Annotated in this window: 13 protein-coding genes; 9 read left to right on the forward strand and 4 right to left on the reverse strand. The window is 73.3% G+C overall.

Annotated elements, in window-relative coordinates; genetic code table 11:
- Nucleotides 1-32: 32 nt before the first annotated feature.
- Entirely contained in the window at nt 33-3,488 is a 3,456-nt protein-coding gene (locus tag ABZ172_RS05350; RefSeq protein WP_356880432.1) for a S41 family peptidase, read from the reverse strand.
- 177 nt (nt 3,489-3,665) lie between these two features.
- On the opposite strand from ABZ172_RS05350, the gene ABZ172_RS05355 reads away from it, so the two are divergent.
- Entirely contained in the window at nt 3,666-4,238 is a 573-nt protein-coding gene (locus ABZ172_RS05355) for a TetR/AcrR family transcriptional regulator (protein ID WP_356880434.1), read from the forward strand.
- A 160-nt stretch (nt 4,239-4,398) separates the two neighbouring features.
- Nucleotides 4,399-6,612 (forward strand): MMPL family transporter, encoded by a 2,214-nt coding sequence (locus tag ABZ172_RS05360; RefSeq protein ID WP_356880436.1) that lies wholly within the window; start codon nt 4,399-4,401, stop codon nt 6,610-6,612.
- Between the two features lie 171 nt (nt 6,613-6,783).
- Here the strand turns inward: ABZ172_RS05360 and ABZ172_RS05365 are convergent, their stop codons facing one another.
- The gene (locus ABZ172_RS05365) at nt 6,784-7,188 is read right to left on the reverse strand and encodes an SsgA family sporulation/cell division regulator (RefSeq protein WP_356880438.1); all 405 of its coding nucleotides are present in this window, start codon (nt 7,186-7,188) and stop codon (nt 6,784-6,786) included.
- Nucleotides 7,189-7,366: 178 nt separating this feature from the next.
- Here ABZ172_RS05365 and ABZ172_RS05370 point away from each other — a divergent pair, with 178 nt between their 5' ends.
- From ABZ172_RS05370 to ABZ172_RS05400, 7 genes are all read left to right on the forward strand, one after another.
- The gene (locus ABZ172_RS05370; protein WP_356880441.1) at nt 7,367-8,452 is read left to right on the forward strand and encodes an energy-coupling factor ABC transporter permease; all 1,086 of its coding nucleotides are present in this window, start codon (nt 7,367-7,369) and stop codon (nt 8,450-8,452) included.
- Between the two features lies 1 nt (nt 8,453).
- Nucleotides 8,454-9,215, forward strand: coding sequence for a cobalt ECF transporter T component CbiQ (gene cbiQ / locus ABZ172_RS05375; protein WP_356880443.1), 762 nt, complete (start codon nt 8,454-8,456; stop codon nt 9,213-9,215).
- A complete protein-coding gene (locus ABZ172_RS05380; protein ID WP_356880445.1) occupies nt 9,212-9,982 on the forward strand; it encodes an ABC transporter ATP-binding protein in 771 nt (256 codons plus the stop codon). The genes cbiQ and ABZ172_RS05380 overlap by 4 nt, the downstream gene beginning before the upstream one ends.
- A 77-nt stretch (nt 9,983-10,059) precedes the next feature.
- Nucleotides 10,060-11,223 (forward strand): serine hydrolase domain-containing protein, encoded by a 1,164-nt coding sequence (locus ABZ172_RS05385; protein WP_356880626.1) that lies wholly within the window; start codon nt 10,060-10,062, stop codon nt 11,221-11,223.
- On the forward strand, nt 11,220-12,017 hold the full coding sequence (locus ABZ172_RS05390; protein ID WP_356880447.1) for an SDR family NAD(P)-dependent oxidoreductase: 798 nt from the start codon (nt 11,220-11,222) through the stop codon (nt 12,015-12,017). The genes ABZ172_RS05385 and ABZ172_RS05390 overlap by 4 nt, the downstream gene beginning before the upstream one ends.
- Nucleotides 12,018-12,203: 186 nt before the next feature.
- A complete protein-coding gene (locus ABZ172_RS05395; RefSeq protein WP_356880449.1) occupies nt 12,204-12,641 on the forward strand; it encodes a hypothetical protein in 438 nt (145 codons plus the stop codon).
- A gap of 163 nt (nt 12,642-12,804) precedes the next feature.
- Nucleotides 12,805-13,683 carry a hypothetical protein gene (locus ABZ172_RS05400; protein ID WP_356880628.1) on the forward strand — a complete coding sequence of 293 codons (879 nt, stop codon included), beginning with the start codon at nt 12,805-12,807 and terminating at the stop codon, nt 13,681-13,683.
- 192 nt (nt 13,684-13,875) lie between these two features.
- Here ABZ172_RS05400 and ABZ172_RS05405 read toward each other — a convergent pair whose 3' ends face one another.
- Nucleotides 13,876-14,385, reverse strand: a complete 510-nt coding sequence (locus ABZ172_RS05405; protein ID WP_356880451.1) for a YbaK/EbsC family protein — start codon at nt 14,383-14,385, stop codon at nt 13,876-13,878.
- Between the two features lie 249 nt (nt 14,386-14,634).
- Nucleotides 14,635-16,269, reverse strand: a complete 1,635-nt coding sequence (locus ABZ172_RS05410) for a penicillin-binding transpeptidase domain-containing protein (RefSeq protein ID WP_356880453.1) — start codon at nt 16,267-16,269, stop codon at nt 14,635-14,637.
- Between the last annotated feature and the right edge of the window lie 172 nt (nt 16,270-16,441).

Consider the following 16,441-nt stretch of genomic DNA (forward strand, 5'->3'; position numbering starts at 1 on the left):
ACCCCGGACACCCGGGTGCGGGGACCCGCCGTTCACCTCGGGGGGAGCGGGGGGCGGCGCAGGTCCGGTGCCGTGTCGTAGCCGGGCGGGGTGGTCGCCGGGTGGGCGGCCAGCAGGTCCAGGGCCACCCTGACGGCGTCGTCCAGCACCGCGTGACGGCCCTCCGCCCAGTCGAGCGGGGTACGCAGCGCCTCCAGGTCGGGCTCGACCCCGTGGTTCTCGACGGACCAGCCGTACGCGTCGAACCAGGCCGCGTTCATCGGCACCGTGATCACCGTGCCGTCGCCGAGCCGGTGCCGCCCGGTCATCCCGACCACCCCGCCCCAGGTGCGCTGGCCCACCACCGGTCCCAGCTCCAGCAGCCGGAACGCCGCCGTGATCATGTCCCCGTCGGAGGAGGTGGCCTCGTCCGCGAGGGCGACGACCGGTCCCCGGGGCGCGTTGGACGCGTACGACACCGCCTGGGCGTTGCGGGTCAGGTCCCAGCCGAGGATGGTGCGGGTGAGCTTCTCGACGACCAGCTCGCTGATGTGGCCGCCCGCGTTGCCCCGGACGTCCACGATCAGGGCCGGGCGCGACACCTCCAGCCGCAGGTCGCGGTTGAACTGCGCCCAGCCGGAGCCGCCCATGTCGGGGATGTGCAGGTAACCGCACTTGCCGTGGCTCAACTCCCGGACGATCTCCCGGCGTTTGGCCACCCAGTCCTGGTAGCGCAGCGGTCGTTCGTCGACCAGGGGGACGATCGCGACACGGCGCGGCCGGCCGCCGCACTCGCTCCCCGCCGGGCGGAACGTCAGCTCGACCGTGGTGCCGCCCGCCGCCGCCAGCAGGGGGTAGGGGCCCGCCACCGGGTCGACCGGCCGGCCGTCCACATGGGTGAGCACGGCGCCCTCCCGGATGCCCGCCCCGGCCAGCGGTGAGCGGGCCTTGGAGTCGGAGGAGTCGCCCGGCAGGATGCGCCGCACCGTCCACGCGCCGTCCCGGCAGACGAGGTTGGCGCCCAGCAGCCCGATCGCCCGCTGGTAGTGCGGGGGGCCCTCGTTGCGGCGGGCGGGGGAGACGTACGCGTGGGAGGTGCCCAGTTCGCCGAGCACCTCGCGGAGCAGATCGGCGAACTCGTCGGGGGAGGCGACCCGTCGGACCAGGGGGCGGTACTGGTCCAGGACCCCGTCCCAGTCGATGCCGCACATGTCCGGTTCCCAGAAGTAGGACCGGATGATCCGCCCCGCCTCCTCGTACGCCTGGCGCCACTCGGCCGCCGGGTCGACGTCGTGCAGGATGCGGCGCAGGTCGAGGAAGACCGTCGTGTCGGTGTCGCCGGACTCGTTGGCCGGGACGGCGCGGAGCTCGCCGTCGTCCATGACGACCAGCCGGGTCGCGTCCCCGCTGACCGCGAACCAGTCGAGGTGGCCGACCAGTTCGGTCCTGCGGGCCCGGGCGATGTTGAAGTGCTCCAGGGTGGGGCGGCCCGACATGTCCGCCGGGTTCGCGAACGTCTCGCCCAGGGCGCCGGAGATGGGCCAGCGCAGCCAGACGAGGCCGCCGCCGCTGACCGGCTGGAGGGCCGAGTACTTCGACGCGGAGACCGGGAACGGGGTCACCCTGTTCTCCAGGCCCTCGGTCTCCACGATGACCGTCGCTCCCTCGGCCGGGCCCTCGGGGATGTCCACCGGGTCCAGGCCGCCCGCCGCGGGCCTGCCGTCCGGGAGCAGGGCGAAGGGGGAGGGGGTCGCCGAGGAGAGGGGGACGAGATAGGGGCGGCAGCCCAGCGGGAAGGACAGGTCGCCGGTGTGGACGTCGTACACCGGGTCGAACCCGCGCCAGGAGAGGAAGGCGAGGTAACGGCCGTCGCCGGTGAAGACGGGGTTCTCGTCCTCGAAGCGGCCGTTGGTGACGTCCACGATCAGCGGGGCGCCGGGGCCGGTGATCCGGGCGAGCTTGATCTGCCGCAGCGACCGTCCGATGCCGGGGTGCGACCAGGTCAGCCAGTGGCCGTCGGGGGAGAACGCCAGGTCGCGGACCGGGCCGTTCACGGACCGGATGAGCTCGGTGAGCCCGTCCGGCGCGGGGGCGTCGGGCGCCGCGGTGTCCCGACGGCTCTCGGCGGGATCGTCGAGGGGCCCGTCCGCCCGGGTCAGGACGTCCAGCGGGGCCAGGGTCCTCGGCGGGGCCACGCCCCCGGAGGGCTCCGGCGGCTCCCCGTCCGGGCCGAGGAGGGCCAGCGCCGGTCCGGCGGCGTCCTCCCGGGTGTCCAGCAGGAGCAGCCGGCCGTCGTTCGACGCGATCGCCAGCCGCTCGCCCTCCGGGTCGGAGACGGTCTCGTGGACCCTGCCCAGCCGGCCGGCGGCCAGCCGCCGGGGCGGGCGGTCGCCGCTGGCCCGGGGGAGATGGGCGATCTCGATCGCGTCGTCGCCCTCCGCGTCGGTGACGTACGCGATCCGTCCGCTGCTGCCGAGCATCTCCGGCAGCCGGACCCGCACCCCCGGGGTGTCGGCGATCGTGCGGGCGGGGCCGTCGCGGTGGGTGAGCCAGTACAGGCTGCCGCGCACGGAGACGGCGCTCGCCCGGCCCGTCTCGTCGACGGACAGCGAGTCGACGTGGCTGGACGCCGGCACCTGGTAGGTGCGCCGGCCCGTCCGCGGGCCGCCGAGCCGCACCTCCAGCTTCCGGGGCACCGCGTCCGGCGACTCCAGGTCCTCGGCCAGCCACAGGTCGCCGCCGCACTGGTAGACGACCCGGGTGCCGTCGCTGGAGGCGTGCCGGGCGTAGAACGCGTCGTGGTCGGTGTGCCGGCGCAGGTCGCTGCCGTCCATCAGGCAGGAGTAGAGGTTGCCGACGCCCTCGTGGTCGGAGAGGAAGGCGATCCGGCGCCCGACGAACATGGGGGCGTCCAGGTGCCCGCCGATGTCCGGCAGCAGCCGTTCGCCGTGCAGCCACAGCCGGCCCGTGGCGCCGCCCCGGTACCGCTTCCAGGCGGCCGGTTCGTGCGGCGGCTTCCCGGTGAGCAGCAGGGTGCGCCGCTCGCCGTCGACGTCGGCGACCGCGATGTCGGAGACGGGCCCCCAGGGGAGCTTGCCGCCCGGGCTGCCGTCGGTGGGGACGCTGTACGCCCACGAGAAGTAGGAGAAGGGCTGGTTGTGCGAGGAGACGGCCAGGATCTGCGAGGAGTCCCCGGGGTCCGGGCTCCAGCCGCAGACCCGGGCGTCGGTCGAGCCCCAGTGGGTGAGCCTGCGGGCGGGCCCGCCCTCGACGGGGACGAGGTGGATCTCCGGATCGAGGGTGCGCCAGGTCGTGTAGGCGATGCGGCGGCCGTCGGGCGAGAAGCGCGGGTGGCTGACCCGGGTCCGGTCGACGGTCAGCCGCCAGGCCCGGCCGGGCGTCCGGCCCGCCGGGGCGAGGGGGGAGACCCAGAGGTCGTCCTCCGCCGCGAAGCAGAGCAGGTCCTTGTGGAGGTGCGGGAAACGGAGATACGCGACGTCGTCACTCACCCTCCAATGCTTTCCGCGTGAAGGGCCCGCGGCAACTTGTGGTGCAGGACACAAACGAAACTCTCTCGTTTCGCTCGCGGAGGGGGTACCTTCTAAGTGTACGAAACAGTTTCGTTCCGTTAGTTGATCTTCGACTGACGTACCATCCAGCTGGCGTCATCACGAGGAGGTCGACCCATGGCACGCAGCCGGCTCACGCCCGAGCGCGAGAACGAGCTGTACACCGCCGTGCTCGACCTGCTCGGCGAGGTCGGCTACGAAGCCCTGACCATGGACGCCGTCGCCGCCCGTACCCGTTCCAGCAAGGCCACCCTCTACCGCCAGTGGGGGAGCAAGGCCGAGCTCGTCGTCAAGGCGCTGCGGCACAACAAGCCGATGGAGCTCGGCGCGATCGACACCGGTTCGCTGCGCGGTGATTTCCGTGCCGCGCTCCGGCGGACCGACGACTGCCAGATGGAGAAGAGCTCCGCGCTGATGCGGGGGCTCGGCCAGGCGGTCCACAGCAACCCCGACCTCCTCCAGGCGCTGCGTGAGCTGATGATCGAGCCGGAACTCACCGGTCTCGGACTGATGATCAGGCGCGCCGTGGACCGGGGTGAGGTGCGTCCGGACAATCCGGCGCTGTCCTACGTCCCGCACATGATGATCGGCGCCTTCGCTGCTCGTGAGCTGGTCGAGGGCCGCCCCGTCGACCAGGCGTTCCTCACCGACTACGCAGAAGCCGTGGTGTTCCCCGCCCTCGGCGTCTGACGCCCCCCGTTCCGCCCCCGCACGACCTGTCGCACGACAGCCGTACGGCGCTTCCGTACGGCCTGGATCCCCGACGCTCCACCTGACACGCCGCTCTCGTCGTCGGGCTGGTTCCTCACGCCCTCTTCCGTCCCACGACCCGACCGGGAGTACCCTCTCCGTGGCTACATTCCTGTACAAAATCGGACGGCTCGCCTTCCGGCGCCGCCGTTACGTCGCCCTGATCTGGGTCGCGCTGCTGGCACTCGCCGGATTCGGCGCGTCCTCCGCGGCCACCGCCACCTCCAGCTCCTTCTCCATCCCCGGCACGGAGGCTCAGCGGGCCTTCGACCTGCTCGACGAGCGCTTCCCCGGGGGCAGCGCCGACGGTGCGACCGCCCGGGTCGTCTTCAAGGCGCCCGGCGGGGAGAAGGTGACCTCGGCGGCCAACAAGGCCGAGATCCAGGAGATCGCCGGCGACCTGCGGTCCGGCTCGGACCAGGTCGCCGCGGTCGCCGACCCCTTCGCGGCGAACGCGATCAGCGAGGACGGCTCCACCGCCTACATCTCGGTCTCCTACAAGGTCAGCTCCATGGAGCTGACCGACGGGACCCGGGAGGCGCTGGAGGACGCCGGCGAGACCGCGCGGAGCAGCGGGATGACCGTGGAGATCGGCGGTGACGCGCTCCAGGTGATGCCGGAGACCGGTGCCACCGAGATCATCGGGGTCGCCGTCGCCGCCGTCGTGCTGGTGATCACCTTCGGATCGCTGATCGCCGCCGGGCTGCCCCTGCTGACCGCCCTGATCGGGGTCGGGATCGGCGTGTCCACGATCACCGCCCTGGCGAACGTGCTCGACCTGGGCTCCACCACCTCCACCCTCGCGATGATGATCGGCCTCGCGGTCGGCATCGACTACGCCCTCTTCATCGTGTCCCGCTACCGCGCCGAGCTGGCCGAGGGCCGGGAGCGCGAGGAAGCCGCGGGCCGGGCCGTCGGCACCGCCGGGTCGGCCGTCGTCTTCGCCGGTCTGACGGTCGTCATCGCCCTGGTGGGTCTCGCCGTCGTCAACATCCCGATGCTCTCCAAGATGGGCTTCGCCGCCGCCGGCACCGTCGTGATAGCCGTCCTGATCGCGCTCACCCTCGTCCCGGCGATGCTCGGCTTCGCGGGCAAGCGGGTCATGGGACGCAAGGCGCGCAAGGCCGCCGAGGCGGAGAACCGGCCCGAGGCGAAGCCGAACGCGGGCACCCGCTGGGCGCGGTTCGTGCTGCGCAGGCCGGTGTGGGTGCTGCTGGCCGGGGTCATCGGCCTCGGTGCCGTCGCCGTGCCGGCCGCCTCGCTGGAGATGGGCCTGCCGGACGACGGCTCCCAGCCGACGAGCACCACCCAGCGCCAGGCCTACGACCTGCTGTCGGACGGCTTCGGCCCCGGCTTCAACGGTCCGCTGCTGGTCGTCGTGGACACGAAGGGCGCCTCGGACGGCCGGGCCGCCGTCGACCGGGTCACGCAGGAGATCGAGGGCATCGGCCACGTCGCCGCCGTCACCCCGGCCGCCTTCAACAAGGCCGGCGACGCGGCGACCATCACGGTCGTCCCGCAGGACCGGCCGAGCTCCACGGAGACCGAGGACGTCGTCCACGCGATCCGTGACGCGGGCACCGTGATCAAGGAGGACACCGGCGCCGAGGTCCTGGTCACCGGGGCCACCGCGATGAACATCGACTTCTCCGAGAAGATGAACGACGCGCTGCTGCCCTATCTGGCGCTCGTCGTCGGGCTGGCCTTCCTGCTCCTGATGCTGGTCTTCCGCTCGGTCCTGGTGCCGCTCAAGGCGGCCCTCGGCTTCCTGCTCTCGGTCGTCGCGGCCCTGGGCGCGGTCGTCGCGGTCTTCCAGTGGGGCTGGCTCGCCTCCCTCTTCGGGGTCGAGCAGACCGGTCCGATCATGAGCATGATGCCGATCTTCATGGTCGGTGTGGTCTTCGGCCTCGCGATGGACTACGAGGTCTTCCTGGTCACGCGGATGCGCGAGGCCTACGTCCACGGGGAGACGCCCGGCCAGGCGATCGTCACCGGGTTCCGGCACGGGGCCCGGGTGGTCACGGCCGCCGCGGTGATCATGATGGCCGTCTTCGCCGGCTTCATCGGCTCCAGCGAGTCGATGGTCAAGATGATCGGCTTCTCGCTGGCCATCGCGGTCTTCTTCGACGCCTTCGTCGTCCGGATGGCCGTCGTCCCCGCGGTGCTCGCCCTGCTCGGCCGCCGCGCCTGGTGGCTGCCGCGCTGGCTGGACCGGGTGCTGCCCGATGTCGACGTCGAAGGGGAAGGCCTGCGCAAGGAGCTCTCCGGCGTCCCGGCCGAGGGCGGCGGCGAGCGGGAGCCGGCCGGCGTCTGACCCGTGGCGCGCGCCCCGGGGGCGACCCCGGCGGCGCGCACCGTACGGACCCCGGGGCCCCTCCCGAGCGGATGAGTGGGACGCGGCCCCGGAGCGCCGGCTACCTGTGGGGACGGGGGGCCGGAGCGGCGGAGAGCCCCCGTGCACGCGGCACGGGGGCTCTCCGGTGTGTCAGGCGCGGGTGGCGGTGGCCGGCGGGGCCGTGCCCGCCTCCGCCGGGGCCGGTGTCCCGGCGGGGGCGGGGCGCTTCGCCGTCCCCGCCCGGATCCGCGACAGGAAGCGGATGAAGGGCCCCCGGTCGAACTGCAGGACGGCGACGCCGTCCGGCGCGTGCAGTTCGACGACCAGCTGGGCCCGGCCGCACGGCCAGACCGCCGTGTCGCCGCGGGTGGCGGGGGAGCGCAGGCCGCGTTCCAGGAGATCGAGGGCGAACGACCGGTCGACACCCCCGGGCAGCCGGACCCGCACGGTCTCCGGGTCCTCGGGGTCGTAGCGCAGTTCGACGGGGACCGGGCGGGGGTCGGGGCCGTCGGTGATGAGCCGGGCGCGGGCGTGCTCTTGGATCACGAGGGACATGGCCGGCTCCTCCTGTGTGAAAATCTCTTCCCCTAATGTCGCATATTTTCCCATTTGGGCATGTTGAGGGTGGGGTTAGTTGTCATCTCTGCGCTCTTGCGAATCATTCGCAAGAGCGCACTATCATGGAGCGTTTTCCCGACCCCGCCCGTCGTCAGCCCGAAAGCGGAGCCCCTCCATGCATGTACCCGACGGTTTCATCGACGCACCCGTCTCCGCCGTCGCAGGCGTCGTCGCCGCAGGCGCGGTCGCCGTCGGGCTCCGCGGCGCCCGGCGCGAACTCGGGGGCGCCTCCCCGGGGGGCGTGGCCGGAGGAGAGCGGACCGCCCCGCTGGCCGGACTCGTCGCCGCGTTCATCTTCGCCGTGCAGATGCTGAACTTCCCGGTCGCCGCGGGCACCAGCGGCCACCTCCTGGGCGGAGCACTGGCCGCGATCCTGGTCGGGCCGTACACCGGGGTGCTCTGCATAGCCGTCGTCCTGCTGATGCAGGGCATCCTCTTCGCCGACGGCGGCCTCACCGCGCTCGGCGTGAACATCACGGTGATGGGGGTCGTCACCACCGTCGTCGCCCACCTCCTCTTCCGCGGGCTGACCCGGGTGCTGCCCCGCACCCGGCGCTCGACGACCGCCGCGGCCTTCGTCGCCGCGCTGGTCTCCGTGCCCGCCGCCGCCGTCGCGTTCACCGCGATCTACGCGGTCGGCGGCACCACCGACGTCCCCATCGGCAAGGTCCTCACCGCGATGGTCGGGGTCCACGTCCTGATCGGCATCGGGGAGGCGGCCATCACCGCACTGACCGTGGGCGCGGTGATCGCGGTGCGCCCCGACCTCGTGCACGGCGCCCGGCACCTCGGCACCCCGCTCAAGCTCCGGGTCGACGGCGAGCTCGTCGACGCACCGGCTCCCGCGCCCGCCCCCGCGCCCGCCGCGGCCCGCTCCACCCGCCGGGTCTGGGCCGTCGGCCTCGCCGCCGCACTCGTCCTCGCGGGCCTCGTCTCCTTCTACGCCTCCGCCGACCCCGACGGCCTGGAGAAGGTCGCCGCCGACCAGGGCATCGACCGGAAGGCCCGGGAACACGCCTCCGCCGACTCCCCGCTCGCCGACTACGGCGTCGGGGACATCACCGACGCCCGCCTCTCCGGGGGCCTCGCCGGGGTGATCGGCGTGGGCGTCACCGTCGTCGTCGGCAGCGGGGTCTTCTGGGCGGTCCGCAGCCGCCGCACCCCCGAGGCCCCCGCCACCCGCACCACCGGGTCCGTCTGACATGGGCGCCGGCCACGCGCACACGCTCTACCGGCACGGGCACTCACCCGTCCACGCCCTCCCGCCGCACTGCAAGCTCGCCGCCGTCCTCTGCTTCGTCGTGGTCGTCGTCTCCACCCCGCGCGAGGCGGTCTGGGCGTTCGCGCTGTACGCCGCCCTGCTCGCCGGCGTCGCCGCAGCCGCCCGGATCCCGCCCGGGTTCCTGCTGAAACGCCTGGTCATCGAGGTGCCGTTCGTCGCGTTCGCGCTGCTCATGCCGTTCGTCGTACCGGGCGAGCAGACCGAGCTTCTCGGCGTCCACCTCAGCGTCCCCGGACTCTGGGGCGCCTGGAACGTCCTCGCCAAGGGCACCCTCGGTGTGGCCGCCTCGGTCGTCCTGGCCTCCACCACCGAACTGCGCGCCCTGCTGCTCGGCCTCCAGCGGCTGCGGATGCCGTCGCTGCTCGTCCAGATCGCGTCCTTCATGATCCGCTACGGGGACGTCGTCACCGACGAACTGCGCCGGATGTCGGTCGCCCGGCGCTCCCGCGGCTTCGAGGCGCGCGGCGTACGGCACTGGGGCGTCCTCGCCAGGACGGCGGGCGCCCTGTTCATCCGGTCCTACGAGCGCGGGGAGCGCGTCCACCTGGCGATGGTCAGCCGCGGCTACACCGGCGCCATGCCGGTGATCGACGAGGTGACCGCCACCCGCACCCAGTGGGCGCACGCGGCGGCCCTCCCCGTGCTCGCCCTCGTCGTGTGTCTGCTGGGATGGACCGTATGAGCCTGCCCACCGCCCCCGTGCCGTCCCTCGAGGTCAGCGGCCTCGCCTACGCCTACCCCGACGGCCACCAGGCCCTCTTCGGCGTCGACCTGACCGTGGCCCGCGGGGAACGCGTCGCGCTCCTCGGCCCCAACGGCGCGGGCAAGACCACCCTCGTCCTCCACCTCAACGGCATCCTCGACGCGGGCGCCGGCACCGTCCGGGTCGCCGGACTGCCGGTCCGCAAGGAGAACCTGGCGGAGATCAGGCGCCGCGTCGGCATCGTCTTCCAGGACCCCGACGACCAGCTCTTCATGCCGACCGTCCGCGAGGACGTCGCCTTCGGCCCCGCCGCGGCGGGGCTGCGCGGCCCCGAGCTGGAGGAGCGGGTCATGACCGCCCTGGAGCGGGTCGGCATGCGGGAGTTCGCGGCGCGGCCGCCGCACCACCTCTCCTTCGGCCAGCGCCGCCGCGTCGCCGTCGCCACCGTCCTCGCCATGGAGCCCGAGATCCTCGTCCTGGACGAGCCCTCCTCCAACCTGGACCCGGCCTCCCGGCGCGAACTCGCCGACATCCTGCGGTCCCTGGACGTCACCGTGCTCATGGTCACCCACGACCTGCCGTACGCACTCGAACTCTGCCCGCGCGCCGTCATCCTCGGCGACGGTGTGATCACCGCCGACGACCGGACCCAGGACCTGCTGTGCGACGAGGAGGTCATGCGACGGCACCGGCTGGAGCTGCCCTTCGGCTTCGACCCGCGTTCCGTGTCCGTGCCGCGTACGTGAACAGGGGGTGACCCGGCACCCGTTCCCCCCGGGGCGCGATGCACCATGGGGGGATGAGCGGGAGCGCGGGAGCAGGCGTGGACGTACGAGGCACGGTGGCACCGGGATTCGAGGCGGTACGGGACGCATTCGTCCGTAACTTCGAACAGCGCGGCGAACGGGGAGCGGCCGTCGCGGTCTACCGGCACGGCCGCAAGGTCGTGGACCTGTGGGCCGGGACGCGCGACGTCGACGGCGCCGAACCCTGGGCCGTGGACACCGTGCAGATCGTCCGCTCGGCCGGGAAGGGCGTCGCGGCGGCCGTGCCGCTGCTGCTGCACCAGCGCGGACAGGTGGACCTCGACGCCCCCGTCGGCACGTACTGGCCGGACTTCAAGGCGAACGGCAAGGAGCGCGTCCTCGTGCGCCACCTCCTCGCCCACCGCGCGGGCCTGGCCGCCCTCGACACCCCGCTGACGCCCGCGGAGGCCGCCGACCAGGTGTCGGGACCGAGGGCCGTCGCCGCCCAGCGGCCCCAGTGGGAGCCCGGCACCGACCACGGGTACCACGCCCAGACCTACAGCTGGCTCGTCGGCGAACTGGTGCGCCGGGTCACCGGGCGGACCATCGGCCGCTGGATCGCCGAGGAGATCGCGCGCCCGCTCGGCCTGGACTTCTGGTTCGGGCTCCCGCACGACGAGGCGCACCGGATCGGCCGGATCGCCCCCGTCGAGCCCCCTCCGGCCGGGGGCGGCGGCGGTGCCCTGCGCACCCGCCCCAAGCGGTCCGTCGTCGAGGCCTACGGCGACCCGGCCTCGCTCACCCGGCGCGCCTTCGGAGCGATCGACCCGTTCCCCGACGAGAACGACCCCGGCTACCGCGCGGCCGAACTCCCCGCGTCCAACGGGGTCGCCACCGCCCGCGGCCTCGCCCGCTGCTACGCCGCGATGATCGGCGAGGTCGACGGCCAGCGGCTGTTCGCCCCCGCCACCCTCACCCTGGCCCGCACCGAGGAGTCCGCGGGACCGGACCGGGTGCTCGTCGTCAACACCCGTTTCGGGCTGGGCTACATGCTGCACGGACCGTCCGCCCCGCTGCTGGGCCCCGGCTCGTTCGGGCACCCCGGCCGCGGCGGCTCGCTGGGCTTCGCCGACCCCGAGGCGGGCGTCGCGCTCGGCTACGTGACGAACGGCCTGCAGAAGGGAGTCACCGCCGACCCCCGTGCCCAGGCCCTGGTCAGGGCAGTACGGTCGGCGCTATGACTCCTCCTCGCTTCGACGGGTACGCCGCGCTCCTCACGGGCGCGGGACAGGGCATCGGGGCGGCCACCGCCCGCCGGCTCGCCTCCGAGGGCGCCGCCGTCCTGGTCACCGACCTGGACGGCGGGCGCGCCGAGCGCACGGCGGCCGCGATACGCGGGGCGGGCGGCACCGCCGGATCCCTGGCCTGCGACGTGGGCGACCGGGCGGCGGTCGAGGCGGCGGTGGACCACGCGGTCGACGCCTTCGGCCGGCTGGACGTCCTGGTCAACAACGCCTACACCAACCACGACGACGCCCCGCTCTTCGAGGACGAGGCCGACGAACCCTGGGCCCGCACCCTCGACATCACCCTGAACGGCCCCTACCGCTGCTCCCGTGCCGCACTGCCGCACCTGGTCGCCTCCGGCCGGGGGGCCGTCGTCAACATCGGTTCGGTCAACGGCGAACAGGACTTCGGCGGACACGCCTACAGCGCCGCGAAGGCGGGCCTGGCCAGCCTGACCCGCACGCTCGCCGGCCACGCGGGACCGCGCGGGGTCCGGGTCAACCTGGTGGCCCCCGGCACCGTCCGCACCGACGCGTGGGCGGGCCGCGACGCCGAACTGGAGCGCGCCGGCGCCCTCTACCCGCTCGGCCGGATCGGCGAGCCCGACGACATCGCGTCCGCGGTGGCCTTCCTCGCCTCCCGGGACGCGCAGTGGATCACCGGCACCACGCTGCGGGTCGACGGCGGCCTCCTCGCCGTCAACACCGGCTTCCGCAGGGCGATGACGGGGGAGTCCGGAACCCGGTAGCGGGGGAGCGGCGGCTCCCGTCACGCTCGCCCCGGACGGTCCGCCACGCTCGCCCCGGACGGCCGGCCGCGGTCGCACCGGAGGGGCCGGGCGTCCGGCCCCCACCGTGGGGAAAACGCTTGCGGCGCCACCTGACTGATCGTTAGAATTATGAAGTAATTACCCATGTCAACTGGGGGGTTCATCATGGTTTTTTCGCGCGCCCGTATCGTTGCCGCACTTTCTGTCCCGCTGACCGCCGCCACACTTCTGGTGGCGGCCCCGACGGCGAATGCGGCCGCGGGGTCATCCTGTGATCTGAGTTCGGGCACCGGTTGTCTGCGGATTTTCTACAACAGCAACAGGCAGGGCTCCAGCACCTATTTCTACGGCAGCAACGTCTCCAACTTCGCCAACTACACCTTCCTGACCTCCGGTGCCGGAAAGGGGCTGACCGTCAAGAACAACGCGGCGGCGGCCATCAACGACGCGAGCAGCAGCACCACGATCTTCTTCAACAGCAACTACGGCGGGGCCTGCGACACCCTGACGTACTACGCGATCGCCGATCAGCTGCGCAACACGTACAACAACAACGCGTCGTTCAAGTTCGACTACAGCGCGTCCAGCTGCTACAAGTTCTGACCGGTCCGACGGTGCGCCCGACCCGGTGTCCGCACGGCGGCACCGGGAACGGCCCGGAATGCACCCGCTCCTCTGTTCCTTTTCGGCCCCGCACCTCTGGATCGGCGCTCATCCGGTGAAAAGAAGAACTCTTCCCCTCTCTGGCATCACCGCGGCGGTGCTCATGCTCTCTCTCGGCCTCGCGGGCTGTTCCGGGACGACCGGACCGGACGAAAAGGATCCGAAAAGCGGGCCTGTAAATGCATCGACGCCGGGTGCCACCGCGGCGGCTGACGGCAGCGACAGCGCGGACTTCACCTTCCGGCTGCCCATCGCCGCATATTCCTACACCGAGGCGCAGAACGCGGACATCGGTGCCGCGGAGGACGTGCTCACCGAGCGGTGCATGAAACGGCTGGGCATTCCTTACACGGCCGTGCAGGCGCCCGAGGCGTCCAGGGCCTCGGACCGCAGGTACGGGCTGTCGAGCGCCGAGGACGCCGCCCGCTACGGCTACCACCTGCCGCCGAAGGCCTCGTTCAACCCGAACAAGGGCCTCGACGCGCCCACGCTCGTCGCCCTCTACGGCCGGTCCGCGGGTATCGAGGGGACAGCCGACCCGTCGCTGGACGTACCTCCGCGCGGGTGCCGGGGCGAGGCCGCCGACTCCCTGGACGAGGACCACCGGTACCGCGCGGGCGCGGAGACCGCGAGCGGGATCGCGCGGCGCAGCTACCAGCAGGCCACCCAGGACTCCCGGGTGCGCGAGGCCGTCCGCCGGTGGTCCGGCTGCATGGCCGACCGCGGGTACACCTACTCCGATCCGATGGCGGCCCTCGGCGACGAGCGCTTCCTGGACAAGCCCGTGACCGAGCGCGAGGTCGAGACCGCGCGGGCGGACATGGAGTGCAAGGCCGAAGTCCGGCTCCTCCAGACGTGGTTCTCCGTGGAGACGGCGGTCCAGAAGGACATGATCGCGGACGGATCGGCCGAACTGGAGAAGCTGAAGGAGGCGCACGCGGCGAAGGCGGCCGAGGCCCGCGAGGTCACCGGGCGGAGCTGACGCGGGGACGGGCCTCCGGTGCGCGGGACGTGCCGTGACGGCGCACCCGGCGGACGGGCGCCGCTCCGGCCGGCGCCCCGCCGGCCGTGACCGGGAGGAAGCGCGGCGACGGCTCAAGGGCCGTGCGGGCGGGGGCGTCCCGGCGCGTGTGTCCGGTGGTGGGGTCCGGCGCGGCCGCCACCACCGGCGGGGTCACGCGGTCCGCTCACGCACGTCCACGAGAGTGCCGCCCGCGAGCTCGACCAGGGCGGCCGGGCCGATCCGGAAGACGGCGTGCGGATGGCCTGCCGCCGCCCACACCTCGGCGTGGCCGAGCAGCCCCCGGTCGGCCAGCACCCGGGTCTGCGTGCGGTGGCCGAAGGGCGGCACCCCGCCGATCGCGTAACCGGTGGTCTCGCGGACCAGGTCGGCCCGCGCCCGGGTGACCTTCGCGGCGCCCAGCTCGGCGCGCACCAGATCCAGGTCCACCCGCGAGGAGCCGTCCATCAGGACCAGGACGGGCACGCCGTCCGCCTCGAAGATCAGGGACTTGACGATCTGGCTCAGTGCGCAGCCCACCGCAGCGGCGGCCTCGACCGCGGTGCGGGTGGCGTCCGGGAACCGGCGTACCTCGACGTCGAGGCCCAGGTCCCGCAGGGCCTCGGCGAACCGGGGGTGGGCCTCGGACGTGGTGGTGGCGGGGGTGGCGTCGGAAGTGCTCATACCCCGCACGCTACTGAACCGGCCCCGCGCCGGGCCACGGCCTCCCGCCGCCGACGCCGGGGGCGCGCTGGTTGCCCCGCCCCCGGCGGAGCGTCGGTCCGGCCCGGACATCGACCCCGAGGCGATCGCCGCACGCCGGCGGCGCGGACGGGGCGGCGGAAAGCGGGCCGTCCCGGAGGCGTGATCCGGGCCCGGCACCCGGGCCCGGCCCGCGGCACCCCTCGGCGGGGCCGCGGGCCGGTCTCCCCGCTACGAGCCCGCGCGCAGGACTGCCGCCACCACCGGGCCGGCCGCGTCGCCGCCGTGGCCGCCGGACTGGACGACCGCCGCCGCCGCGAGGTCGTCGCTGAAGCCGGTGAACCAGCTGTTGGAGGTGCCCTGTCCGTCGACCTCGGCGGAGCCCGTCTTGGCGCCCTTGTCGCCGCCGACCGGGGCCATGGCCGCCTTGCCGGTGCCCCAGGAGGCGGTGGCCCGCATCATGTCGTTCAGCTGCCGGGTGACGTTCTGCGGGAGCGAGCGGGACGCGGTCGCCAGCTGCCGGCCGTCCAGGGACTGCGGGACGATCACCGGCTGACGGAACGTCCCGGTGCGGGCGGTCGCCGTGATGGAGGCGATGTTCAGCGCGTTCATCTGGACGGTGCCCTGGCCGATGTACTGGGCCGCCGCCTCGCCGCCGGTCTCGTCCGGCACGCTGCCGTCGTAGGAGGTGATGCCGGTCTTCCAGTCGAGGCCGATCCCGAAGACGTCGCGGGCCTCCTTCGGCAGCGCGGAGTCGTCGTGGGTGTCGTCGATCAGCTTGATCAGGGCGGTGTTGCAGGACCGCGCGAAGCTCGTGGTGAAGCTGCTGGAGTCGGGGAGCGAGAAGCGGTCCAGGTTGTGGAACGTCCGGCCCTGGTACAGCACCTCCTCGGGACACTCCGTCGGGCCGTCCGCCGTGACCAGGCCCTTCTCCAGGAGCATCGCCGCGGTCACGATCTTCAGCGTGGATCCGGGCGCCTGGGTGCCCTGCATGGCGGCGTTGAAGCCGGTCGCCGGGTTGTTGGCGACGGCGCGTATCGCGCCGGTGGACGGCCTGACCGCGACCACGGAGGCGCCGCTGAACTGCTTGACCGCCCTCTCCGCCGCCGCCTGGGCGTCCGCGTCGAGCGTGGTCCGCAGGGTGCCCGGCTTCCCCTTCGCGAGCGTCAGCAGGGTGGTGTTCGCCGCGGACCCGTCCCCGGGCTCGATCCAGGTCTCGATGCCCGGGGACCCGCCCGCGTCGTCGCCGTACTTCTCGTGCAGGCTGTCCAGGATCGGGCCCAGCGACGGGTACGTCTCCTTGTCGAGCACCTTCCCGTCGTGGTCGACGGCCTCGACCGCCGCCGTCGAGGACTCCCCGGTCCGCAGCACCGCCCCCGCGGCCAGCTGCGGATGGATCACCGCGGGCTCCCAGTCGACCAGCGCCTTTCCGCTGGTCAGACCGCGTACCACGGTCAGCTCGGAGGAGTACGACCAGGGCTTGGTGTGCCCCTCGTACGACACCGTCGCCTTCACCGTGTACGGCACCTTCGTGCCGACGGCCGGGCCCGGGGTGATCACCGCCTTCGTGACGTGGGCGTCCGAGGCGTAACCGGCCAGCAGCGGTTCGGCGCCGGCCTCGTCGTTCGTGAGGAGGGCCGCGCCCGCCGCGTCGCCGGACGCCCAGGCGCCGAGGAAGGCCTCGGCGGTCTCCCGGACCTCCGCCCCGTCCGGCGGCCCGGTTCTCACCTCCGAGGACGCGGCGGCGGTCTGCGTGCCGCCGGTCCCGCCGCCCCCCAGCAGCACCTCGTACGCGCCGTAGCCGATCCCTCCGGCCACCAGCACGAACACGCCGCCGACTGTCGCGACCTTCGCTCCACCGCGCATCTTCCGGTTCCCCTCCCGTGACGGTCTTGAACGTGTTCAAGTCCGTGTCCAGGTCGGCACCTTACGGGACGCCGGCGGGTTCCGAGGAGGTCGTTACCGGACCGGGACCGTCCGTGCGCGCTGCCGGAGAGCGCTTTCTCGGCCATGCGCGAAGAGGCCCGCGGGGAAGCTC

Source organism: Streptomyces sp. NPDC006296, assembly GCF_040613235.1.
Lineage (GTDB): Bacteria > Actinomycetota > Actinomycetes > Streptomycetales > Streptomycetaceae > Streptomyces.

What these genes read in the sequence shown, in the direction of transcription:
- cbiQ (WP_356880443.1), top strand. Translation starts at nt 8,454, where the DNA reads ATGGGCGCCGGCCACGCGCACACGCTCTACCGGCACGGGCACTCACCC.
- ABZ172_RS05370 (WP_356880441.1), top strand. Translation starts at nt 7,367, where the DNA reads ATGCATGTACCCGACGGTTTCATCGACGCACCCGTCTCCGCCGTCGCA.
- ABZ172_RS05400 (WP_356880628.1), top strand. Translation starts at nt 12,805, where the DNA reads ATGCTCTCTCTCGGCCTCGCGGGCTGTTCCGGGACGACCGGACCGGAC.
- ABZ172_RS05410 (WP_356880453.1), bottom strand. Translation starts at nt 16,269, where the DNA reads ATGCGCGGTGGAGCGAAGGTCGCGACAGTCGGCGGCGTGTTCGTGCTG.
- ABZ172_RS05365 (WP_356880438.1), bottom strand. Translation starts at nt 7,188, where the DNA reads ATGTCCCTCGTGATCCAAGAGCACGCCCGCGCCCGGCTCATCACCGAC.
- ABZ172_RS05395 (WP_356880449.1), top strand. Translation starts at nt 12,204, where the DNA reads ATGGTTTTTTCGCGCGCCCGTATCGTTGCCGCACTTTCTGTCCCGCTG.
- ABZ172_RS05380 (WP_356880445.1), top strand. Translation starts at nt 9,212, where the DNA reads ATGAGCCTGCCCACCGCCCCCGTGCCGTCCCTCGAGGTCAGCGGCCTC.
- ABZ172_RS05405 (WP_356880451.1), bottom strand. Translation starts at nt 14,385, where the DNA reads ATGAGCACTTCCGACGCCACCCCCGCCACCACCACGTCCGAGGCCCAC.
- ABZ172_RS05355 (WP_356880434.1), top strand. Translation starts at nt 3,666, where the DNA reads ATGGCACGCAGCCGGCTCACGCCCGAGCGCGAGAACGAGCTGTACACC.
- ABZ172_RS05390 (WP_356880447.1), top strand. Translation starts at nt 11,220, where the DNA reads ATGACTCCTCCTCGCTTCGACGGGTACGCCGCGCTCCTCACGGGCGCG.